Origin of the sequence: Novosphingobium sp. EMRT-2 (genome assembly GCF_005145025.1) — a bacterium.
Lineage (GTDB): Bacteria > Pseudomonadota > Alphaproteobacteria > Sphingomonadales > Sphingomonadaceae > Novosphingobium.
The window spans coordinates 2,195,021-2,216,784 of sequence record NZ_CP039695.1; the positions used below are offsets into that span (position 1 = coordinate 2,195,021).

At 68.6% G+C, this 21,764-nt stretch carries 15 protein-coding genes and 1 pseudogene; 6 read left to right on the top strand and 10 right to left on the bottom strand.

Translation table 11 applies throughout. The features are described from left to right. Nucleotide 1: 1 nt before the first annotated feature. On the bottom strand, nt 2-610 hold the full coding sequence (locus tag FA702_RS10860; protein ID WP_136956160.1) for a protein-L-isoaspartate O-methyltransferase: 609 nt from the start codon (nt 608-610) through the stop codon (nt 2-4). A gap of 242 nt (nt 611-852) precedes the next feature. Between FA702_RS10860 and FA702_RS10865 the strand changes: the two genes are divergently transcribed. From FA702_RS10865 to FA702_RS10875, 3 genes and pseudogenes are all read left to right on the top strand, one after another. Next, nucleotides 853-2,376, top strand: coding sequence for a fumarate hydratase (locus FA702_RS10865; protein ID WP_136956161.1), 1,524 nt, complete (start codon nt 853-855; stop codon nt 2,374-2,376). Between the two features lie 1,433 nt (nt 2,377-3,809). After that, a pseudogene (locus tag FA702_RS23180) lies at nt 3,810-4,541 on the top strand (sensor histidine kinase); the annotation flags it as partial. Nucleotides 4,542-4,574: 33 nt separating this feature from the next. Beyond that, on the top strand, nt 4,575-5,321 hold the full coding sequence (locus FA702_RS10875) for a LytTR family DNA-binding domain-containing protein (protein WP_124810124.1): 747 nt from the start codon (nt 4,575-4,577) through the stop codon (nt 5,319-5,321). A gap of 19 nt (nt 5,322-5,340) precedes the next feature. Here FA702_RS10875 and FA702_RS10880 read toward each other — a convergent pair whose 3' ends face one another. From FA702_RS10880 to polA, 4 genes are all read right to left on the bottom strand, one after another. Beyond that, on the bottom strand, nt 5,341-5,607 hold the full coding sequence (locus tag FA702_RS10880) for a hypothetical protein (protein ID WP_124810123.1): 267 nt from the start codon (nt 5,605-5,607) through the stop codon (nt 5,341-5,343). Between the two features lie 114 nt (nt 5,608-5,721). Further along, nucleotides 5,722-7,230, bottom strand: a complete 1,509-nt coding sequence (locus FA702_RS10885) for a YifB family Mg chelatase-like AAA ATPase (protein WP_136956162.1) — start codon at nt 7,228-7,230, stop codon at nt 5,722-5,724. A 135-nt stretch (nt 7,231-7,365) separates the two neighbouring features. Continuing rightward, nucleotides 7,366-9,510: a bifunctional diguanylate cyclase/phosphodiesterase gene (locus FA702_RS10890; RefSeq protein ID WP_223806703.1), complete on the bottom strand. Its 2,145-nt coding sequence runs from the start codon at nt 9,508-9,510 to the stop codon at nt 7,366-7,368. Between the two features lie 99 nt (nt 9,511-9,609). Beyond that, nucleotides 9,610-12,477 carry a DNA polymerase I gene (gene polA / locus FA702_RS10895; protein WP_136956163.1) on the bottom strand — a complete coding sequence of 956 codons (2,868 nt, stop codon included), beginning with the start codon at nt 12,475-12,477 and terminating at the stop codon, nt 9,610-9,612. 281 nt (nt 12,478-12,758) lie between these two features. Here polA and FA702_RS10900 point away from each other — a divergent pair, with 281 nt between their 5' ends. After that, nucleotides 12,759-12,956 (top strand): hypothetical protein, encoded by a 198-nt coding sequence (locus tag FA702_RS10900; protein WP_124810120.1) that lies wholly within the window; start codon nt 12,759-12,761, stop codon nt 12,954-12,956. 269 nt (nt 12,957-13,225) lie between these two features. On the opposite strand, the gene FA702_RS10905 is transcribed toward FA702_RS10900, so the two are convergent. Next, nucleotides 13,226-14,191: a serine hydrolase gene (locus FA702_RS10905; RefSeq protein WP_136956164.1), complete on the bottom strand. Its 966-nt coding sequence runs from the start codon at nt 14,189-14,191 to the stop codon at nt 13,226-13,228. Between the two features lie 241 nt (nt 14,192-14,432). Here FA702_RS10905 and FA702_RS10910 point away from each other — a divergent pair, with 241 nt between their 5' ends. Together FA702_RS10910 and FA702_RS10915 are read left to right on the top strand one after the other, a co-directional pair. Continuing rightward, nucleotides 14,433-15,815, top strand: coding sequence for a phosphotransferase (locus FA702_RS10910; protein WP_136956165.1), 1,383 nt, complete (start codon nt 14,433-14,435; stop codon nt 15,813-15,815). Beyond that, nucleotides 15,815-17,101 carry an acyl-CoA dehydrogenase family protein gene (locus tag FA702_RS10915; RefSeq protein ID WP_136956166.1) on the top strand — a complete coding sequence of 429 codons (1,287 nt, stop codon included), beginning with the start codon at nt 15,815-15,817 and terminating at the stop codon, nt 17,099-17,101. Before FA702_RS10910 ends, FA702_RS10915 begins: the two co-directional genes overlap by 1 nt. A gap of 10 nt (nt 17,102-17,111) precedes the next feature. Here FA702_RS10915 and FA702_RS10920 read toward each other — a convergent pair whose 3' ends face one another. From FA702_RS10920 to FA702_RS10935, 4 genes are all read right to left on the bottom strand, one after another. Next, nucleotides 17,112-17,690: a lysozyme gene (locus tag FA702_RS10920; RefSeq protein ID WP_136956167.1), complete on the bottom strand. Its 579-nt coding sequence runs from the start codon at nt 17,688-17,690 to the stop codon at nt 17,112-17,114. A gap of 152 nt (nt 17,691-17,842) precedes the next feature. Continuing rightward, nucleotides 17,843-19,048, bottom strand: coding sequence for a methionine adenosyltransferase (gene metK / locus FA702_RS10925; protein ID WP_136956168.1), 1,206 nt, complete (start codon nt 19,046-19,048; stop codon nt 17,843-17,845). A 39-nt stretch (nt 19,049-19,087) separates the two neighbouring features. Next, nucleotides 19,088-20,710, bottom strand: a complete 1,623-nt coding sequence (gene lnt / locus FA702_RS10930; protein WP_136956169.1) for an apolipoprotein N-acyltransferase — start codon at nt 20,708-20,710, stop codon at nt 19,088-19,090. A gap of 81 nt (nt 20,711-20,791) precedes the next feature. Further along, entirely contained in the window at nt 20,792-21,754 is a 963-nt protein-coding gene (locus FA702_RS10935; RefSeq protein WP_370385463.1) for a DUF4167 domain-containing protein, read from the bottom strand. Nucleotides 21,755-21,764 lie beyond the last annotated feature (10 nt).

Here is a 21,764-nt window from a genome sequence, read left to right on the forward strand (position 1 = left end):
TTCAGAAGCTCCACTTCTTCGGCGCGGCATAGTCGGCCAGCGCCGCGAAATCCGCTTCGCCCAGGCTGGCGAAAGCGATTTCGCCAGCGACCTTGCGGCCGATGGCCAGCCGCGCCACGCCGCGTTCGATCAGGCCGGTCACGACGCGGCCGTCATCGGCAAGCGCCGCCACGAGCGCCGCGGGCGCCACTTCGATCGCGCCATCGATCAGGATCAGCGAATAGGGGCCGCCGTCCACGGCCGCTCCCGGCGCGGCCAGCGTGACACTACCCACCAGCCTGCCGACGACGGCGGCGAGATAGGTGCCGGGCTTGCCGATCACCAGCGCCGTGTCCCCGGCCACCGGTTCGGCGGCGGTCAGCATCTGGCCATGCGTCAGCGCCGGCGCCAACACCGCGCCGTCGCCCAGCGGCACCGCGCGATCGGCATAGGCCACCGCGCGCCGTTCCGCCGGCACGAAATCCTCGCGAGGGATGGCGGCGAAAGCGGCGAGAATCGCCGGATCGTTGACACCGCTCACCCGGAGCTGGCTGTCGATCATCGCGCGCCGCGCCGGGGCAAGGTCCGCACCGGTCTCGGCGCCCATCGGCCGATCTTCCACCACTGTCATGCTATCCCTCGTAACTGGCCTGCAAAAGCGACCCGCCACTGTATTACACCATCAATACACCAGTGCAACGCCGGTGTCGGGGCATTCCAGTCCGGGCTTCCGGGCACCGCCTGTAGAATATCGCCTTCCCGACGCCAAGCGCTTTGCACGTCGCCCGTCGGCGCGTAAGGGGCGCCCATCGATTCAATCGGCCAATCGGTCCGGCCGGCGCCGATCAGGCAGCGACGAAGGAGTCAGCGACAATGGCGGAAATGGTGACAATCCGGGAAGAAGACCTGATCGAAAGCGTCGCCGACGCGCTGCAATACATCAGCTACTTTCATCCGATGGACTATATCCGCGCGCTGGGCGAAGCCTACAAGGCCGAGCAAGGCCCGGCGGCGAAGGACGCCATCGCCCAGATCCTGACCAACAGCCGCATGTGCGCCGAAGGCCACCGGCCGATCTGCCAGGACACCGGCATCGTCAACGTGTTCATCCAGTGGGGGCAGGATTGCCGGCTCGAATCCGACCGGTCGCTGCAGGACGTGGTCGATGAAGGCGTGCGCCGCGCCTACCTGAATCCCGACAACAAGCTGCGCGCCTCGGTGCTGGCCGATCCCGCCTTCACCCGCCGCAACACCAAGGACAACACGCCCTGCGTGCTCCATGTCGACATGGTGAAGGGCAGCAAGGTTTCGGTCGATGTCGCAGCCAAGGGCGGAGGCTCGGAAAACAAGTCCAAGTTCAAGATGATGAACCCCAGCGATTCGATCGTCGACTGGGTGGTGGACATGCTGCCGCAGATGGGCGCGGGCTGGTGCCCGCCCGGCATGCTCGGCATCGGCATCGGTGGCACCGCGGAACATTGCGTGCTGCTGGCCAAGAAGGCGCTGATGGAACCGATCGACATGGCCCAGCTCAAGGAGCGCGGTCCGCAGAACGACATCGAGAAGCTGCGCATCGAGATCTTCGACAAGGTCAACGCGCTCGGCATCGGCGCGCAGGGCCTGGGCGGGCTTTCGACGATCCTCGACGTCAAGATCATGGACGCGCCGTGCCACGCCGCCGGCAAGCCGATCGCGATGATCCCCAACTGCGCCGCCACGCGCCACGCGCACTTCACGCTCGACGGCTCCGGCCCCAGCTTCCTCGAACGCCCCAAGCTCGACGAATGGCCCGAAGTCCACTGGGCGCCCGACAGCGCGGCGAAGCGCGTCGATCTCGACAGCCTGACGTCTGAAGAGGTGCAGGGCTGGAAGGCGGGCGATCGCCTGCTGCTCAACGGCCGGATGCTGACCGGCCGCGATGCCGCGCACAAGCGGATCAAAGACATGCTCGCGAAGGGCGAGGAGCTGCCCGTCGATTTCAAGGGCCGCGTGATCTACTACGTCGGCCCGGTCGATCCGGTGCGCGACGAAGTGGTCGGCCCGGCCGGCCCCACCACCGCCACCCGCATGGACAGCTTCTCCGACCAGATGCTCGACCTGGGCCTGCTGGCCAGCGTGGGCAAGGCGGAGCGCGGCCCTGCGGCCACGCAGTCTATCGCCAACCACAAGTCTGCTTACCTCATGGCGGTCGGCGGCGCGGCCTACCTTGTCGCGCGCGCGATCAAGGAAGCGAAAGTCGTGGGCTTCGCGGATCTGGGCATGGAAGCGATCTACGAATTCACCGTGCAGGACATGCCGGTGACGGTGGCCGTCGACAGCGAAGGCCAGAACGTGCACCAGCTTGCCCCGCTGGTGTGGAAGAAGAAGATCGCCGAGGAAGGCCTGCTGCCCGCCTGACCGGGGCGACCTGACCCGATCCTTCTGCCGGAGATGCGCTCCCTGCGGCGCGCGCATCTCCGGCCCCATTGCTCGACCAACCGCAGATTCGCGCCGACCAGCCGCGCTGGCGCGGAGGGCTGAACCCGGTGTAGAAGGCGGCAATGGCTTCAGATTCCGCCTATCCCATCGGAGAAGCAGACGCGCTCTCCGCCCGCCCCCATGTTCCCGCCCGGCAGGTCGTGCTGTCGGCGGCCGCGCTGTGGCTGTGCTACTTCCTGCTCGTCACCGTGCGCGGCATGGTGGTCGAACTGGGCGAATTCCAGGAACTGCTGTGGCGGCGCGCGCTGGTGACGCTGGCCGGAATCGTGGTCACGCTGCTCGCCTGGCCACTGCTCCGCCGCTTCGACGGACGCGGCATCGGCCTGCGCATCGGCGCGTCGCTGGTCATCATGCTTCCGGCCGCGCTGGCGCTGGCGGTCATCAATCAGGAGGCCTTCGCCTCGATCGAACAGCGCATCATGGAGCGCAAGCTCAACGAGGAAGCGGCGAAGGAAACCGGCGACGCGCACACCACCGCCCCAACCGATGCGGGCAGCGCGTCCCCCGTGCCGGGGCAGACCACCGCTGCCGCCCCTTCCGGCCGCATCCGGATGCGGCATGACCTGTCGGGCAACGTCCTGGTCGACCTGCCCGATCCGGTCGCGCCGAAAACGGCCCCGCCGCCCCCGTCCCCCCCGGAACCGCCAGCCGCGCAGGTTCCCCCCGCACCCCCACCAGCGCCCGATTTCCCGCTGACCGTGCGCCGCAAGGCGGATGGCAGTTCCGAGATGATCGCGCCGGGCGGCGTGATCGTGCGCCATAACGCGGACGGCACCGCGCAGGTCCGCACCGGCCGGATGACGGCGGATGTCGATGGCGACGACGCCGAGGACATCGCCCGCGCCATCGAGAACGCGCGCCGCCAGGTCGGCGATGGCCGCGCGCAGGCGGCCGAAGCCAACCGCATCGCTTCGGCCGAGCGCCGCAAGGCGATGGAGGAAGGCCGCCGCATCGCCGCCGAGGAGCGGCGCAAGGCGTTCGAGGAAGTCCGCCGCGAACTGGCGGAAGCCGGCATCACGGTTCCGCCCCCGCCGCCCCCGCCCGCCGCGATGCCGGTACCGCCCGCGCCGCCGGCTCCCGCCCGCGCGGCATCCGCGCCCGCCGGCAAGTCCTCGGCATCGCCCACGCCAGCCGCCTCGCCGCGCTCGGCAGCGCCGGCGCACAAGCACCATGCGTCTGCCACGCAAACGGCGCCCGCCGCGAGCCCTTCTCCCGCGCCGGCGGCTTCGGCCCCCGCGTCCGTTTCGACCAGCCCCGCACCGCCGCAGCCGTCCGCGCCGCCTTCCGCAAGCGCCAGCGCCGAACCCTATGAATTCGCCATCGTGCGCAACGCGATGCACGAGGAAGGGCTGTGGCGGCAGCTCACCGATGTCGCGCTGGGCCGCTATTTCCTGCTGATCGCCTGGGCCGCGCTTTACCTCGCGCTTGGCAATGGAGAGATGGCGCGCGCCGCCGAATGGCGCGAGGGCGAATACCGCCGCGCCGCCAAGGCGGCGGAGCTGCGCTCGCTGCGCTATCAGGTGAACCCGCATTTCCTGTTCAACACGCTCAATTCGCTGTCCGCGCTGGTCATGACCGGGCGCGGCGAGCGGGCCGAACGGATGATCCAGACGATCTCCAGCTTCTACCGCCATAGCCTGGCCGCCGATCCCACGTCAGACGTGCCGCTGGCCGACGAGATCGCCTTGCAGCGCCACTACCTCGAAATCGAGGCGGTGCGCTTTCCCGACCGGCTGCGTACCGAATTCGACGTGCCGGAAACCCTGGCCCAGGCCTGCGTGCCCGGCATGATCCTGCAGCCGCTGGTCGAAAACTCGATCAAATATGCTGTCTCCGCCACCACGCGGCCGGTCACCATCCGCATCAGCGCGCGCGAGGCCGACGGGCTGCTGGTGCTGACCGTGGCCGACGACGGGCCGGGCAAGGCCAGCGGCAACGGTGGCACCGGCATTGGCCTTGCCAACGTGCGCAACCGGCTGGCCGCGCGCTTCGGCGATTTCGCGCATGTCGATAGCGGCCCGCTGCCGGCGGGGGGCTATGCCACGGTGCTCACCATCCCCCGCGTGGACGGCGGGAACTGCTGAACGGGCATGGAAGAACAGACGGGAGGAAACGGTATGCGAACCCTGATCGTGGACGACGAGCCGCTGGCGGTGGAACGGATGCAGATCCTCTGTTCGCGCCTGCCCGCGATCACCGTGGTCGGCACCGCCAGCGATGGCGCGGCGGCACTGCGGCTGGTCGAGGCGCTGACGCCCGACCTGATCCTGCTCGACATGACGATGCCCGAAGTGGACGGCCTTTCGGTGGCGCGCCAGCTTTCCGGCCAGGCGCAGCGGCCGGCGGTGATCTTCGTGACCGCGCACGATCACTTCGCCGTGGAAGCCTTCGACCTCGATGCGGTGGACTATGTGCTGAAGCCTGTTGCGCAGGACCGGCTGGAACGCGCGATCGAGCGCGCGCTGGCCCGGATCGCCAATGGAGCCGCCACCCCCACCACGGAACCATCGGCCGCCGCGCCGTCCAAGGGTGACTGGATCGAGGAATTCTGGGTGCCGCACCGCTCCGAACTGGTCCGCGTCGCCGCCGCCGACATCGAGCGCATCGATGCCGAGCGCGACTATGTGCGGCTGCACGTGGGGCCACGCAGCTACCTGATGCTGCACACGATCCAGGGCCTGGAAAATCGGCTCGATCCCGATCGCTTCATCCGCCTGCACCGCTCGACGATCGTGCGACGGGACCGGATCAACGGGTTGCGGCATGATGGCCTTGGCGTCTGGTCGGCGGAACTGGCGGATGGCACGCCGCTCCGGATCGGACGCACCTATCTGGCCAAGGCCAAGGCGATGGCAGGACGCTGATCCCCGGCGTCCGGGATTCTCAGCGTTTCGCTTCCGGCACATGCCGGCCCTTGCAAATCTCGCAGCGGCGCCAGCAGGTGACGCCCGGCATGGCATCGGCGGGCTTCAATCCCGGTACCGGGCGCAGCCCTTCGAGGATCCATGGCGCCACGCCCTCGGGCGCGGCCTTGCTGTGGCAGAGCAGGCAGGTCTTGCGGTAGGTTTCGCGGGTGAGGCCCGAATGGTCCTCCTGCGCGCCGACGGGGCCGGACCACAGGGCGAGCGGCGCGATCGCCAGAGCCGCCATCAGCGATGCCCGAATCCCGTTTCGTCCCAATCCGCGCACCCTGCCGCTCCTCCGGACAATCGCCAGCGAGAGGAGAGTTGCCGCAAATTCGGACGATCGTCCAGCTTCAAGACGTCACGCGCGCGGCGCCATGCGGCGATAACTGAGCGCTTCGGCGACGTGGACGCGGCCGACCGTCTCCGCGCCGCAGAGATCGGCGATCGTGCGCGCCACACGCAGCATCCGGGTATAGCCCCGCGCCGACAGCCGCATCGCTTCCGCCGCCTGCAACAACAGCCTGCGGCCCGGCTCGTCCGGGGTGGCGTGGCGATCGAGCAACTCGCCATCGAGCTCAGCATTATTGCGCCGCCCGCTGCCCGCCAGCCGCGCCGTCTGGATCGCGCGCGCGGCCGTCACACGGGCGGCCACCTCGTCCGATCCTTCCGCCGGCGGCGGCAAGGCGAGATCGGCCGCGGACACCGGATCGACCTCGACATGCAGGTCGATCCGGTCGAGCAGCGGGCCGGACACCTTGGACTGATAGTCCGCCGCGCATTTCGGCGCGCGGCTGCACCCGAGCGCCGGATCGCCGAGATGGCCGCAGCGGCACGGGTTCATCGCCGCGACCAGCTGGACGCGCGCGGGGAAGGTGACATGGGCATTGGCCCGCGCCACCGAGACTTCGCCCGCTTCCAGCGGCTGGCGCAGCGAATCGAGCACCGCGCGCTGGAATTCGGGCAGTTCGTCAAGGAACAGCACGCCCAGGTGCGCCAGGCTGACCTCGCCCGGCCGCACGCGCAGGCCCCCGCCGGTCAGCGCCGCCATCGAGGCGGAATGGTGCGGGCAGCGGAACGGGCGCGCGCGGCTGATCCGCCCGTCCTCCAGCAGCCCGGCGACCGAAGCGACCATCGAGACTTCCAGCGCCTCGGCCGGCGTCAGTTCGGGCAGGATGCCGGGCAGGCACGATGCCATCAGCGATTTGCCCGCGCCCGGCGGGCCGATCATCAGCAGGTTGTGCCCGCCCGCCGCCGCGATCTCCAGCGCGCGCTTGGCGGTTTCCTGGCCTTTCACCTGCCGCAGGTCCGCCATGCGGCGCGGCGGATCGGCCTCGCCCGGCGTAGGCGGGGGCAAGCGCTGCGTGCCTTTCAGGTGGTTGAGGAGCGAGACGAGATTTGGCGCGGCGATCACGTCGATCCCGCTGGCCCAGCGCGCCTCGGTGCCTTGCGCGGCGGGGCAGATCAGGCCCTTGTCCGCCCCGCTGGCATGAAGCGCCGCCAGAAGTACACCGGGGCTGGCGATGATCCGCCCGTCCAGCGCCAGTTCGCCCACGGCCAGATAGTCCGCGATCTGTTCGCGATCGACCACGCCCATCGCCGCCAGCAGCGCCAGCGCGACCGGCAGGTCGTAATGCGAGCCTTCCTTGGGCAGGTCGGCCGGTGAAAGGTTGATGGTGATGCGCTTGGGCGGCAGGGCCAGCCCCAATGCGGCGAGCGCGGACTGCACCCGCTCGCGGCTTTCGCCCACCGCCTTGTCGGGCAGGCCGACCAGCCGGAACGCGGGCAGGCCCGGCGCGATCTGGCACTGGACTTCCACCGCGCGGGCGTCCAGCCCCAGATAGGCCACTGTCGAAACCAGCGCGACCATCGGTCCCCCGTCGCTTCCCAACGGCACCGCGTGGCCGGGCGGGAAGCATTGCGGAGCGCCATGGCGATGCCAAGACGCCAGCGGACGACACCGCCAAATCGGACCCAGTTGTGCCTGTCCGCCCCGCCGGGTGGGTCAGCCCGCGTCTTTCGCGATCGCGCGCGTCATGCCCAGTTCGTTCGCGGGCCGCGCCCGGCCGATCAGGTAGCCCTGCCCCTGCGCACATCCTTCGCCACGCAGGTAATCCAGCACCGTTTCCTCCTCGATGCCTTCGGCGGTGACGGTCAGGCCCAGGCTGTGGCCCAGACCGATGATCGCGCGCACCACCGCCTGCGAATTGGGCTCCTGATGCAAGTCGCGCACGAAGGACTTGTCGATCTTGATCTTGGTGAAGGGGTAGCTCAGCAGATAGCTGAGCGAGCTGTAGCCGGTCCCGAAATCGTCCATCGATATACCCACGCCCAGCGCGCGGATCGATGCGATCATGCCGGAAACCTGCGGCCCCTTTTCCATCAGGACGGCTTCGGTGATTTCCAGCTCCAGCCGCCGCGGGTCCATGCCCGCCGACGACAGCGCCTGCACCACGATGCCCAGCAGGTTGGGCGAACGGAACTGGATGGGCGAGACATTGACCGCCAGCTTGACGTGCGCGGGCCACATCATCGCCTCGCGGCAGGCACTCTGCAGCACGAACTGGCCGACCACGTCGATCAGGCCGATTTCCTCGGCCAGGCCGATGAACGCGTCGGGCATCACCATGCCGCGCACGGGGTGGTGCCAGCGCACCAGCGCCTCGTAGCATTCGACCTCGCCGGTCGCGAGATCGATCAGCGGCTGATAGTGGACCGCCAGTTCGCCCAGCCGGATCGCCTTGCGGAAATCGGCCTCCAGCAAGCTCTTTTCCTGCGCGGCGACGTCCATGTCGCGCACGAAGCGGCGCATCGTGCCCCGCCGGTCGGCCTTGGCGGCATAGAGGGCCAGATCGGCGTAGCGCAGCAGCGTTTCCGGGTTGGCGGTATCGTCGGGTGCCGATGCCATGCCGATCGTGGCGCCGATATGCAGCGAACAGCCGCTGACGCTGAAAGTCTCCTTCATCGCGGTGATGATCGCCTTGGCGACGTAATCGACCGTCGTGCGCGACTGCCTTTCGAAGATCACCGCGAATTCGTCGCCGCCGATCCGGCACAGCAGGCCATCGTCGGGCACCAGGCTGGCCATGCGCCGCGCCGCCTCCGCCAACAGAGCATCGCCGACGAGATGGCCGAACGTGTCGTTGATCGGCTTGAAGTGATCGAGATCGATCAGCGCGACGGTCACCGACCGGCCGTTCTGGCGCACCCCGGTCAGCAGATCGCGCAGCCGCTCGCGGCAGTGCGCGCGGTTGGCAAGGCCGGTCAGCTCGTCATGCCGCGCCATGTGCGCGATGCGTGCCTCCACCTTGCGCCGCTCGGTCACGTCGAAGACCGAGGCGATCGTGGCCAGCCGGCCATCGAGCATCGACTGCCGCGTGAACAGGACCGATTCGAGTTCCTGCCCGTCCTTGCGCAGCTGACGCCAGAAGCGATCCTTCTGCGATCCAGTCGTCGCCAGCAGGCGCTGCGCCTCGCTCCATTCCTCGGCCGCGAACAGGCGTTCCGCCGGCAGCCCCGCCAGTTCGGCAAGGTCATAGCCGAAGTGGTCGGCGGCGGCGGCGTTGGCCGAAACGATCGCGTCCTCCGCCGGATCATAGACCAGCAGGGGCACCGGATTGCTTTCGAACAGCAGGCGAAACGATTCCTCGCGCTGCTTCATCTCGGTGATGTCCACGCGCAGGCCGATGGTGCCGCCATCGCTGGTCTTGCGCTCCTCGATCATGATGCAGCGGCCGTCGGACAGCCATTGTTCGTGGCGGTCGGCCGCGTGTTCCAGCCGGTCGAGCCGGTCGGCCAGCCATTCCTCCTCGCGCCCGTGCGCTTCGGGATAGTCGCCCCGGGCAATGCCTTCGCGCAGCGTGTCGACCAGCCGCGCCCCGCGCCGGAACAGGTCGGCAGACCGGTGATAGATGCGCGCGTATTCCTCGTTCCAGTGGATGTAGCGCCCTTCGGCATCGAGAAAGACGATGCCCTGCGGAAGCGCGTCCAGCGCCTCGCGGAACCGCTGCTCGGCCTGTCGCGCGGCTTCCTCGGCGGCGGCAACGGCGCGGGTGGCATCAAGCAGGAGGCCGGCTTCCCAAACCTCCTGTCCGCCACCCTCGTCGCCGTCACCCCAGTCGTTTGCCGGGAAACCACCCATCGCGTCCATTCGCCGCCCCTTCGGCCCGTTGCGCCCGGAGCAGGAAAATAGTCCGAAGTGGTTAATTATTTTCGCATTGCAACAAGCACTTGCAGACCGTTACCGCGATCAGTGCGCCGCGCCCCAACTGGCGCCGGTGCCGATCTCGACGCCCAGCGGAACCGAAAGTTTTACAGCGGGTTCCGCAGCGCCCGCCATGACCCGCTCGATCACCGGCTTGGCCGCCTCGACATCGCCTTCCGGTACCTCGAACACCAGTTCGTCGTGCACTTGCAGCAGCATGCGGACGCCGCCCAGCCCGGCCTCCTCCAGCGCGGGCATCATGCGCGCCATGGCCCGCTTGATGATGTCGGCGCTGGTGCCCTGAATCGGCGCGTTGATCGCCGCGCGCTCGCTACCTTGCCGTTCCGCCTGGTTCTTCGAATTGATGCGCGGGAACCAGGTCTTGCGACCGAACAGCGTCTCGGAATAGCCGCGCTCGCGCACGCTCTCCAGCGTCTCGTGGATATAGCGCTGGATGCCGGGGAAGCGCTCGAAATAGCGGTCGATCATCGCCTGCGCCTCTTCGGCCGAGGTGCCGAGCCGACCGGCCAGGCCCCACCGGCTGATGCCATAGAGAATGGCGAAGTTGATGGTCTTGGCGCGCCCGCGCGTGTCGCGGTCGACATGGCCGAACATCTCGGTCGCGGTGCGCGCGTGAATGTCCTCGCCCGCTTCGAACGCTTCGCGCAGCGCCGGCACGTCGGCGATGTGCGCGGCCAGCCGCAGTTCGATCTGCGAATAGTCGGCCGCCAGCAGCACATTGCCCGGTTCCGCCACGAACGCCTCGCGGATCTGGCGGCCGATCTCGGTGCGGATCGGGATGTTCTGGAGATTCGGCTCGTTCGAGGAAAGCCGGCCGGTCTGCGCGCCGACCAGGCTGTAGCTGGTGTGGACGCGGCCGGTCGCGGGATTGATCGCGGCCTGCAGCGCTTCGGTGTACGTCGACTTGAGCTTGGACAGCTGGCGCCATTCGAGCACCAGCGTCGCCACTTCGGCGCCCTGCGCGGCCAGCCCTTCCAGCACGGACTGGTCGGTCGAATACTGCCCGGTCTTGCCCTTCTTGCCGCCCTTGTAGCCCAGCCGGTCGAACAGCACCTCGCCAAGCTGCTTGGGGCTGCCGATCGTGAACGGGCCGCCCGCCTTGGCGTGGATCACGGTTTCCAGTTCGGCGATGCGGGCGGCAAACTCGGCCGAAAGCGCGGCCAGCCGCTCGCGGTCGACGCGGATGCCGTTGCGCTCCATCATCGCCACCACCGGAATCAGCGGCCGGTCCACGCGCTGGTAGATGCGCGTGCCGCCCTCGTCCGACAGGCGGGGCTGGAACAGGCGGTGCAGCCGCCAGGTGACGTCCGCGTCTTCCGCGGCATAGCGCGTGGCGTCCGCCAGCGGCACTTCGGCAAACGAGATCGCCTTCTTGCCGGTGCCGCACAGGTCCTTGAACTTCATCGTGGCGTGGCCGAGATGCCTTTCCGACAGTTCGTCCATGCCGTGCCCGGCAAGGCCGGTTTCGCTACGCCCGGCATCCAGGCAGAAGCTCATCACCATCGTATCGTCGATCGGCGCGACGGCGATCCCGCCGACCGCTTCTCCGGCGCGGGCGAGCACGGTAAGGTCGTACTTGATGTTCTGGCCGACCTTGAGCACCGCATCGCTTTCCAGCAGCGGCTTGAGCGCGGCCAGCGCCTCGGCCTTGTCCACCTGCACCGGCTTTTCCGCGAACATGTCGGTGCCGCCATGGCCCAGCGGGATGTAGCAGGCGTCGTTGGGGCCAAGCGCCAGGCTCACCCCGACCAGATCCGCCGCCATCGCATCGAGCGCGCTGGTTTCGGTGTCGATCGCCACCACGCGCGCCTCCAACGCGCGGGCGATCCATTGCTCCAGCTCGCCGATCGACTGGATGCAGGCATAGCGGCCCAGATCGAGAGCGGGCCATTCGGGCAAGGGCTGCCGGCTCGCGCTTTCGGGCTGCACCGGCGCCACGCCTCCAGCCCCCGCTCCTTCCCCGGTCGTCGGCGCGGCGGACACCGGAGCCAGCGCGCCGACGCCCAGCTTGCGCAACAGGCTGGTAAAGCCGTGTTCGCCCAGGAACGCCGCCAGCGGATCGGGCGGGATCGCGCCCAGCGTGAAATCGTCGAGCGGCAGCGGCAGGTCGCAATCTTCCTTCAGCGCCACCAGTTCGCGCGAAAGGCGCGCCATCGGCGCCTGCTCGATCAGGCTTTCGCGCAACTTGCCCGGCTTCATCGCCGGCGCGGCGGCCAGCGCGGATTCGAGATCGCCATGCTCCTGGATCAGCTTCGACGCGGTCTTGGGACCGATGCCGCGAATGCCGGGCACGTTGTCCACCGCATCGCCCATCAGCGCCAGGACGTCGCCGACCTTCTCCGGCGGCACACCGAACTTCTCGATTACTTCGGGCACGTCGATGCGCTGGTTCTTCATTGTATCCAGCATGTCGATCCGCGCGCCGTTGGCGGCGGTGCCGACCAGCTGCATCAGGTCCTTGTCGGACGAAACGATCGTCACGTCCCAGCCGCGCGCCGCAGCCGCGCGCGCATAGGAGGCGATCAGATCGTCCGCCTCCAGCCCGGCCTCCTCGATGCAGGGCAGGCTGAACGCGCGCGTGGCGTCGCGGATCAGCGGGAACTGCGGCACCAGATCCTCTGGCGGCGGCGGGCGGTTAGCCTTGTAGTCCTCGTAAAGATCATTGCGGAACGAGACCGATCCCTTGTCGAGAATCACGCCAAGGTGGGTCGGCCCATCGGCCTTGTGGAGATCGTCGGCCAGCTTCCACAGCATCGTGGTATAGCCATAGACCGCGCCGACCGGCACGCCCTGCGGGTTGGTGAGCGGGGGCAGGCGGTGATAGGCGCGGAAGATATAGGCCGAGCCATCGACCAGATAGAGATGCTGCCGGGAACTGTTGGTGCCGTCCATCGCGGCGGTGTACCCGCTTGCGCGGCGGAACGGAAGGTGCAGGAGACCGGTGCGGGAAGGAACGGCTCGGCGCTCGTACAGGGCGGACTATCGCACCCGCTATCGACGAAAAAAGCCTTCCTCCTCCGCGCGATGCACGGTGAAAGGCATTTCCTGTTCGTCTTATGCTTGCAAGGGAATGAATTGCCGATTAATTGAGGTCGCGAAGTCTACCCCACGAGTAGGCTTTGCGGCGGGCTGCTTGCCCGGCGCGGTTCACTTCAATCCAGGGATTGTAACGCATGCGCAAGCTCATCCTCGCCGCTGTCGCCGGCACCGCTTTCACCCTCGCCGGCTGCGGCGAAAAGGCTCCGGAAGCTACCGAAGCCGCCACCGAAGCCGCTGTTGAATCGTCGGACGTCGCTGCTGACGCATCGGCTGAAGCCAGCGCTCCGGCTGCTGACGCCTCGGCTGAAGCGAGCGAAGCCGCGAAGATGTAATCCCCGCCCGCAAGGGCAGGATACAGATAGAGGGGCGTGGCCTTACGGCCGCGCCCCTTTCTCTTTGGCGGTTGTATTCTTAGCAGACGCGGCGCGCGGAAAGCCCACCCCGCTGCGACTAGCGCCGCCTTCGGCGCCGCAAGTCTCGCTCCCCTCCCGCTTGCGGGAGGGGCGGGGGGTGGGCAGCGCACGACGTCCGCAAACGCCATGACCGCCAACAAAAAAGGCGCCGCTTGCGCGACGCCTCCCTTGTTTCGCGGTGCGATGCCTCAGCGGCGCGCGACTTCCTGCAGCGAGCGGCCCAGCGGCTGGCTATAGCCATCGTACAGCACCCGCGCGACCTGCGCGATCAGCGTCGACTGCACGGCATGGCCCTCCGGCCCGGCCACGAACACCACCATGGCAAGGTGGCGCCCGTCGGGCAAGCGTACGATGCCGACGTCGTCGGTCACGCCGGCCAGCGTGCCGGTCTTATGCGCCACCAGCGTCCCTTCGGGCAGGCCGGCGCGAATGCGGTTGCGGCCGGTGCTGGTGCGCGTCATCGTATCGAGCAGGACGGCGCGGCTTTCGGGATTGAGCGCACCGCCGCGATCGATCGCGGCCAGCAGCGCCAGCATCGCGCGCGGCGTGCTGCTGGTGCGGGTATCGATCACCGTTGCCGGATTGACCTTGCCGTCATCGCGCACCAGCGTCGCCATCGTGTGGTCGAGCCGCTGGCCGACGATGCCCTTGCGCGTCAGCCACTGGTTGACCGGAGAAATCCCCCCGATCGCGGCGATGAGCCCGTCAGTCGCCTGGTTGTTGCTGCGCGTGATCATCAGTTCCATGAGTTCCTGCGCGGTCATCACCGGCCCGGCGCGCACCGGGGCGATAGGACTGCGCGCGCCCGCGCGTTCCGGCACCGACAGCATCATCGGGAACCGCTGGTCGAGGCGGAAGCGCCCCTGCTCCACGCCTTCGAGGAACGTGGCGGCCACGGCGATCTTGGCGGTGCTGGCCATCGGGAACGGCATGTCGCCGTTCAGGAATATCTGTCCGCCGCCATCGAGGTCCATCGCGGCCACGCCGATCCGGCCCCGGCTTTGCGAGGCGATCGCGGCGATCTGTTGCTGGATGATGATGTCACGCTGGTCCTGCAGCGTGACGGGCGGACGTGACTGGACCGCCGGCGTGGCGCCCAGCGCCGGCAAGGCAAGCGCAGCGGCGGCCAGAAGCTTGGTGAAGCGACTCTTCATGTGACCGTTATGACCCCGACCCGATTTACCCATCGTTACCGGAATCTAACTTATTGCAAATGTTAGGCGAAGATCGTTTCAAAACGGTCCGTCGCCTCTCTCGCCCGGCTTGTCGGCGTTTGACGCCAAAGACTAACGCCGCACCGGGGAATGGTTAGCAATCGACGGTTCTCTCTGGACTTTAATCGATCGATTAAGATAATCCTCCCGTGTGGCATGAACCGGGGCGATGGAGAGGGCTATGGCAGGCACGGGTTCAGGCGGCGAAGCCGGAAGCGCCGCGGCCGATTTCGTCGCCAGGCTGGGCGCGGTCATGGCGCGCGCAGGGCTGGGCGGTACGATCGTTTCGCCGCAGCGCCTGTCGGGCGGCGCCAATATGGAAAGCTGGCTGTTCGGCTGCGCGGGGCCGCAGGGCGAAGGACGATTCGTGCTGCGCCGCGCGCCTTCGGCGGAATGGCTCGCCACCCGCGCGCTGCACATGGACGGCGAGGCCGCGCTGGTCCGCCATGCCCATGCCGGCGGCGTGCCCGCACCGGAAATCATCGCCGAGCTGACGCCCGAGGACGGCTTCGGCATCGGCTTCATCATGCGCTGCCTGCCCGGCACCGCCAGCCCGCCCGACATTCTTGCCCAGGCCGCGGACGGGTTGATAGACGAGATCGCGGGTGCGCTGGCCGCGATTCACCGGCTCGATACCGCGCCGCTCGGCTTCCTGCCCCGGCTCGATCCGGCCGAAGGCGTGGAAGGACTGGCCGCGCAGTTCGAACAGGCTGGCGGCGACCGCCCCGTAATCGCGCTCGGCCTCGCCTGGCTTCGCGCCAACCTTCCGCCGCCATGCCCGGCCCGCGTGGTGCACGGCGACCTGCGACTGGGCAACATCCTGGTCGACCGGGGCCATCTGACCGGCGTGCTCGACTGGGAGCTGGCCCATCTTGGCGACAGCCACGAGGACCTTGCCTATGGCTGCATGACGGTGTGGCGCTTCGGCCGGCTCGACCGGCCCGCCTTCGGCCTCGCCACGCTGGAGCGCTATTTCGCCGCCTATCGCACCGCCAGTGGGGAAGACATCGATCCCGTGCGCTTCCGCTTCTGGCTGGTCTATCGCACGGTGTGGTGGGCACTCGGCTGCATGGCGATGGCGCAATCGTGGCGCGCGCGCACCGACCGTTCGCTGGAGCGTGTCGTCATATCACGCCGCACCAGCGAGCAGGAACTCGACCTGCTGCTGCTGCTCGAAGAGGGCGCGCCCGCGGTCGAACGCGCGCGCGCGCTGCCGCCTTCTCCCGCGCCCGCCGCCGGTGCCGCTGGCGAGGCGAGCGCCGCCGAAATCCTTACCGCGATTGCCGAATGGCTGGGCGACGCGGTCAAGCCGAAGCTGGACGGGCGCGACCGGTTCGATCTGGCCGTCGCGCGCAACGCGCTGGGCATCGTCCAGCGCGAACTGGCCGGACGCCCCGACCCGGCGGACCGCGCGCTGGCAGATGCCGTTCTGGCGGGAGAAGCCACGCTGGCCACGCCCGGGCTGCTTGCGCGCCTGCGCCGCGCCGCGCTCGACCGGCTCGCCGCCGACATGCCGAAATATCCGGCGCTGGCCCCGGCCCGCGCGCAATGGGAGCAATGCTGATGGATTTCGATCTCCCGGCCGATCTGGTCGCCTACCTTGCCGAACTCGACGCCTTCATCGCTGCCGAGATCCGGCCACTGGAGCAGGCGGACGACAATATCCGTTTCTTCGACCATCGCCGCGAATGGGCGCGCACCGATTTCGAGAACGGGGGCCTGCCCCGCCACGAATGGGAAGAACTACTGACCGAGGCCACCCGCCGCGCCGACGCCGCCGGCCACTGGCGCTTTTCCGCGCCGAAGAAATACGGCGGCAAGGACGGCTCCAACCTGTGGATGGCGGTCATCCGCGAACACTTCGCCGCCAAGGGGCTGGGCCTGCACAACGATCTCCAGAACGAACACTCGATCGTCGGCAATTTCCCGTTCGTCGCCATGTTCGAACACTTCGGCACGCCCGAACAGCAGCAGGAATTCATCTTCGGCGGGTTCGAACGCCGCCGCCGGGTGGCCTTCGGCCTGACCGAGCCGGAGCACGGTTCCGACGCCACCCACATGGAAACCCGCGCGGTGCGCGAAACGCGCGATGGCGTGCCCGGCTGGCGCATCGATGGCGAGAAGATGTGGACCACCGGCATGCACGTCGCCACGCATTGCGCCACGTTCGCGCGCACCAGCGGACAGGATGGCGATGCCAAGGGCATCACCTGCTTCCTCGTGCCCAATCCCGCCGACGGGCTGGTCATCGAGGAATACCTGTGGACCTTCAACATGCCCACGGACCACCCGCGCGTGTCGTTCACCAACGTCTGGGTGCCCGATAGCGCGGTGCTCGGGCCGGTCGACGGCGGCCTCGCCATCGCGCAGAGCTTCGTCCACCAGAACCGTATCCGCCAAGCCGCCTCCTCATTGGGTGCGGCCACGTACTGCGTCGAGGAAGCGGTCCGCTACGCGCGCGAACGCAAGCCGTTCGGCGAGGACCTAGCCCGCAACCAGGCCATCCAGTTCCCGCTGGTGGAACTTGCCACCCAGTGCGAGATGCTGCGCCTGCTGATCCGCAAGACCGCATGGCAGATGGACCGGATGGAACACCGCCAGATCGAGCGCGAACTGTCCGACAAGGTCTCGATGTGCAACTACTGGGCGAACCGGCTGGTCTGCGAAGCGGCGGATCGCGCGATGCAGGTCCACGGCGGCATCGGCTATTCGCGGCACAAGCCGTTCGAGCACATCTTCCGCCACCACCGCCGCTATCGCATCACCGAAGGGGCCGAGGAGATCCAGATGCGCAAGGTGGCGGGCTATCTGTTCGGCTACATGGGGCCGCGCAAGGGCCAGTTCGCCTGAGGCCCCTCCATCATGCGGGTGGGACGGCCTCTTCCTGCTCCCCGGCGAACAGCCGCGCGATTGCCGGCGCGATCGCCACGCGATTCGCGCCGGCCGGGCGGTAGGCGGGTTTCGCCACGTCATAGACCAGCGCGGTACCGTCGGCGGTCCAGACGCCATCGAAGAACAGCGCCTGTTCGCGCCGGCGGCGCGGTAGCAGCGCGGCCGGGCGCGCCCAGTCGAGCATCGCCGCGCGGGCACCCGCCGCATCGCCCGCCACGAAGCGCCTGACCCAGTTCGCCCGCGCGATCGCCCCGGTGTTCCAGTGGAACGACAGCGCCGCGCCCAGCTGCGGCTCGGTCAGCTCCAGCGCGCCGAACGCCGCCAGCACCGTCGGCAGGTATTTGGTCCGCAGCAACCACAGGAACACCGCCAGGCAATGGTCCAGCGGCTGCGGATTGTCCTTGTAGCGCGGAAAGACCGCGTGCCCCGAAGCCTGGGTGACCCCCACGCTCCAGGTCCACACGCCCACACTGTCGCGATAGGCTTCGCGCGCCACGCCTTCGTGGGCGATCAGTTCAAGGACAATCCGGGGGGTCAGGTCGCGCATGGCTCGCTCCGCCAAAAGCCAGGCTCATGGCGCAGGACGGCCCATGTAGGACAGCGCAATTGAAACCCATCACGCCGCGCGGGAAAACGGGAACGGCCCGCCCCCCGGAAAGGGAGCGGGCCGTCCGCTATCCGTGCCCTGGCGTTATCCGCTCAGGCGAAGGCGGCCTTCAGGTCGTCCACCAGATCGAGCCGTTCCCACGGGAAGAAATCGCCCTCAGCCTTGCGCCCGAAGTGGCCGTAAGCGGCGGTGGGCTGGTAGATCGGCTTGTTGAGGCCCAGATGCGTGCGGATCGCGCGCGGAGTCAGGCCGCCCAGCTTGGCGATGCCCTTGATCGCCTGCTCGATCCGGTCGTCGCCCACGGTGCCCGTGTCGTGCGTATCGACATAGAGCGAGAGCGGTTCGGACACGCCGATGGCATAGGCGATCTGGATCGTGCAGCGCGTGGCAAGGCCCGCCGCGACCACGTTCTTGGCAAGGTAGCGGGTGATGTAGGCCGCCGAACGGTCAACCTTGGTCGGGTCCTTGCCCGAGAACGCGCCGCCGCCGTGCGGGCTGGCGCCGCCATAGGTATCGACGATGATCTTGCGCCCGGTCAGGCCGGCATCGCCATCGGGGCCGCCGATCTCGAACGAGCCGGTCGGGTTGATGTAGTACACCGTCTCGCGCAGCAGCACCGGCGGGATCACGTCGGCGATCACGCGCTTCACATAGGCGTGCAGTTCGGCTTCCTTGTCGCCCTCGTCATAGCCCGGCGCATGCTGGGTCGAAACGACGACCGCCGTCGCGGCGACCGGCAGCGAGCCTTCGTAGCGCAGCGTGACCTGGCTCTTGGCGTCGGGTTCCAGGAACGGCGCCGCGCCCGAATGGCGGTCGGCGGCCATGCGCTCCAGAATCTTGTGGCTGTAGTAGAGCGTCGCCGGCATCAGGTCGGGCGTCTCGTCGGTCGCATAGCCGAACATGATGCCCTGGTCGCCGGCGCCTTCGTCCTTGTTGTCAGCGGCGTCCACGCCCTGCGCGATGTGGGCGGACTGGCCGTGCAGGCGGTTGATGAACTCGAACTTTTCCCAGTGGAAGCCGTCCTGCTCATAACCGATGCGCTTCACCGTATCGCGCACGGTCTTCTCGATCTCCGCCTGCGCGCCCGGCGCCCAGGCGCCGTTTTCATAGACGCCCTTGCAGCGGATTTCGCCGGCCAGCACGACCAGCTGCGTGGTGGTCAGCGTTTCGCAGGCGATGCGCGCTTCCGGGTCCTTCGACAGGAACAGGTCGACGATGGCGTCGCTGATCTGGTCCGACACCTTGTCGGGATGGCCTTCGGAGACGCTTTCGGAAGTAAACAGGTAATCGCCGCGCATTGCACCATCCGATATAAAGGTTTCTTTATGTGTGTGCGTCTAGCGCCGCCGGCGGCCGCTGGCAACCAGCGCGATGCAAAGAAGAACTCCGGCCCAGCAAAGCGGAAGCAGATTGCCCATCCGCGCGAACAGCGTGGGGGGATGCGCGGGCGGCACGAAACCGTCGAGCCGCCCGGCATGGTGCGACGGCAGGAACTGGCGCACCGCCCCGTCGGCATCGATCACCGCACTGATGCCGGTGGTGGTGGCGCGCAGCACCGGCACGCCTTCCTCGATCGCGCGCATCCGCGCCTGCGCCAGATGCTGCGGCGGCCCCCAGCTTCCGAACCAGCCGTCGTTGGTGGGGTTGAACAGGTAATCGGGGCGGTTGCCGCGATCGATCACATGGCCGGAGAAAACGATCTCGTAGCAGATCTGGAAGCCCGCCTTGCCCCATCCGCCATCCGCCACCGGGCCGAAATCGATCGTGCGCGGGCCGGGGCCGGACAGGAAATCGACACTGCCCGCCACCAGCCGCGAAAGGCCGATCGGCTCCAGCAGCTCCCGCATCGGCAGGTATTCGCCATAGGGCACCAGATGTGCCTTGGCATAGCTGCCGCGGATCGCGCCGGCGCCATCCAGCGCCGTCACCACGTTGTAGGCACCGGTCACCTTGCCCCGGGTAAAGACCAGGTCGGCCGCGCCGGTCAGGAGCAGGCCGCGCGGCCCGATCACGCGCCCGATCCGCTCGCGCGCCAGCGCGGGATCGGCGGCATAGGTCGTCTCCTCGTACCAGCGGCGGTCGTAGCCCGGCCGCAGATAGTCCGGCACGCCCGATTCCGGCCACAGCACCAGCCGCGTCCGGCGCGGATCGGGCGCGAGCGAAAGGCCGGCGGTCACGCGGAACTGGTCCTCGAACGTGCGCGGATCGTTGAGGTCTTCCTGCCGCGTATTGGGCTGGACCAGCGTGAAGGGCAGCGTGCCCTGTTCCGCCCCGCCGTGCAGCGGCAGCAGGAACAGCACCACCGTCAGCGCGGCGTGCAAGCCCGCCGCCACCCAGCGCCCCGCCCCCAAGGCCCGGCCCGCGAACAGCCACTGCGCGGCCAGCAGGATCACCAGGGCGGAAAGCCCATACGTGCCGGTCCACGGCGCCACCATGGCCAGGCCGGGCCGCGTGAACCCGCCCAGCGCGATCATGCCCAGCGGATTCCATGCGAAGCCGGTGAAGACCCAGCCGCGCAGCCACTCGCTGACGATCCAGCACGCGGCGAAAGCCGGAACCAGCGCCGCCCGGCCCAACCAGCGTCGCGAGAGCCACCACGCCGCCAGCGCGCCCAGCGCGGGAAACACGGCGAGGTAGAGCGCCAGCAGCACGACCGCGATCACGCCCAGCCACGCCGGCATTTCCGCCTGGTAGGTGAACGCCGTGGCGATCCAGTTGTTGCCGAGCGTGAAATGGCCGACGCCGAAGGCCCAGCCCAGCAGGGCCGCGCGGCGTGCGCTTTTCGCATCGGCCAGCAGGTGCATCAGCCAGGCCAGCCCGGCCAGCGCCAGCGGCCACAGCGCCAGCGGCTGGAAGCCGGTGGCGGCGACCGCGCCGGCAAGCACCGCGCCTGCCGGACTGTGCGACCAGAGGCCCGGCCATTCCGGCAGGGAGCGATGAATCGGGGAGCGACGCGTCATCGCGCCCGCTATGGCGAGCGCGACGCGCGACCGCAAGCAATCACCCCGCCCGTAGGATTCCGATCACGGGGATTGCGGTCATCAGGCTTCGGAAACTTCCGGCGTCGCGTTCTTGCGCGGACGGCCGCGGCGCTTCGGCGCAGGGGCGGCATCCTCGGCCGCCGGTGCCTCGATCGGCAGCTCGGGCTCGCTGCGCGTACCGATCGCGGGCGGCAGGATCGCGGTGTCGAACGTGGGCGCGGCTTCCGCCTTCTTCACCGCCGGTTCGCGGCGCGGACGGCGTTCGGCGCGCGGACGGGCGACCGGTTCTTCGGCAGCCACCGGCGCTTCCTCGGGCTGCTGCGCCGCGGGCTGTTCCTGCTGGGCGCGGCGTTCGCCACGCGGGCGCAGGCCGCGCGCCGCGCGGGCATCGCGCACGAACGGGTTGTCGGAAGGGCCGGCCATCGGCTCGCCCTCATCGGCCCGGACGCCTTCGTCCGTGCGGAAGGGGTCGGCCTGCTGGACATCGGCGGAACGCACCTCGTCCTGCTGCGCCGTCTCGCGCTCGAAGCGGCGGCGCGGTTCGCGATTGTCGCGCCCGTCCCGGTTATCGCGGCCCTCGCGGTTGTCCCGGCCTTCGCGGTTATCGCGCGGCTCGCGCTGTTCCCGAGGCTCACGGTACTCGCGCTGCTCGTCGCGGCGCGAAGGCGCGCGATCGAACGCGGGGAAATCGCCTTCCACGCTGAAGTCGAGCGAATCGTCGTCGCCCTCCGGCTCCTGCCAGCGCTCGCCGTTGCCGCGCTGGCGCTGTTCTTCCTGCCGGACGCGGGTGTCGGCGATCACGCGGAAGTAGTGATCGGCAAACTGAAGATAGTATTCGGCCTGAACGCGGTCGCCATTGAGGTGGGCGTCCTGCGCCAGCTTGCGATACTTCTCGAGCAGCTGGGGGGCGTTGCCCCGGGCGCGACTGTCAATGCGGTTGAGCTGCTGGCCGCCACCCTGGGCACGGTTGTTACCGCGACCCCGCCGGCGGTTGTTACCACGATTGTTATTCAACTCAGGCACTTCCTTGCTT

Bases quoted from the DNA above. Each gene is read 5' to 3' on its own strand.
- FA702_RS10860 (WP_136956160.1), bottom strand. From the start codon at position 610: ATGACAGTGGTGGAAGATCGGCCGATGGGCGCCGAGACCGGTGCGGAC.
- FA702_RS10865 (WP_136956161.1), top strand. From the start codon at position 853: ATGGCGGAAATGGTGACAATCCGGGAAGAAGACCTGATCGAAAGCGTC.
- FA702_RS10875 (WP_124810124.1), top strand. From the start codon at position 4,575: ATGCGAACCCTGATCGTGGACGACGAGCCGCTGGCGGTGGAACGGATG.
- FA702_RS10880 (WP_124810123.1), bottom strand. From the start codon at position 5,607: ATGGCGGCTCTGGCGATCGCGCCGCTCGCCCTGTGGTCCGGCCCCGTC.
- FA702_RS10885 (WP_136956162.1), bottom strand. From the start codon at position 7,230: ATGGTCGCGCTGGTTTCGACAGTGGCCTATCTGGGGCTGGACGCCCGC.
- FA702_RS10890 (WP_223806703.1), bottom strand. From the start codon at position 9,510: ATGGACGCGATGGGTGGTTTCCCGGCAAACGACTGGGGTGACGGCGAC.
- polA (WP_136956163.1), bottom strand. From the start codon at position 12,477: ATGGACGGCACCAACAGTTCCCGGCAGCATCTCTATCTGGTCGATGGC.
- FA702_RS10900 (WP_124810120.1), top strand. From the start codon at position 12,759: ATGCGCAAGCTCATCCTCGCCGCTGTCGCCGGCACCGCTTTCACCCTC.
- FA702_RS10905 (WP_136956164.1), bottom strand. From the start codon at position 14,191: ATGAAGAGTCGCTTCACCAAGCTTCTGGCCGCCGCTGCGCTTGCCTTG.
- FA702_RS10910 (WP_136956165.1), top strand. From the start codon at position 14,433: ATGGCAGGCACGGGTTCAGGCGGCGAAGCCGGAAGCGCCGCGGCCGAT.
- FA702_RS10915 (WP_136956166.1), top strand. From the start codon at position 15,815: ATGGATTTCGATCTCCCGGCCGATCTGGTCGCCTACCTTGCCGAACTC.
- FA702_RS10920 (WP_136956167.1), bottom strand. From the start codon at position 17,690: ATGCGCGACCTGACCCCCCGGATTGTCCTTGAACTGATCGCCCACGAA.
- metK (WP_136956168.1), bottom strand. From the start codon at position 19,048: ATGCGCGGCGATTACCTGTTTACTTCCGAAAGCGTCTCCGAAGGCCAT.
- lnt (WP_136956169.1), bottom strand. From the start codon at position 20,710: ATGACGCGTCGCTCCCCGATTCATCGCTCCCTGCCGGAATGGCCGGGC.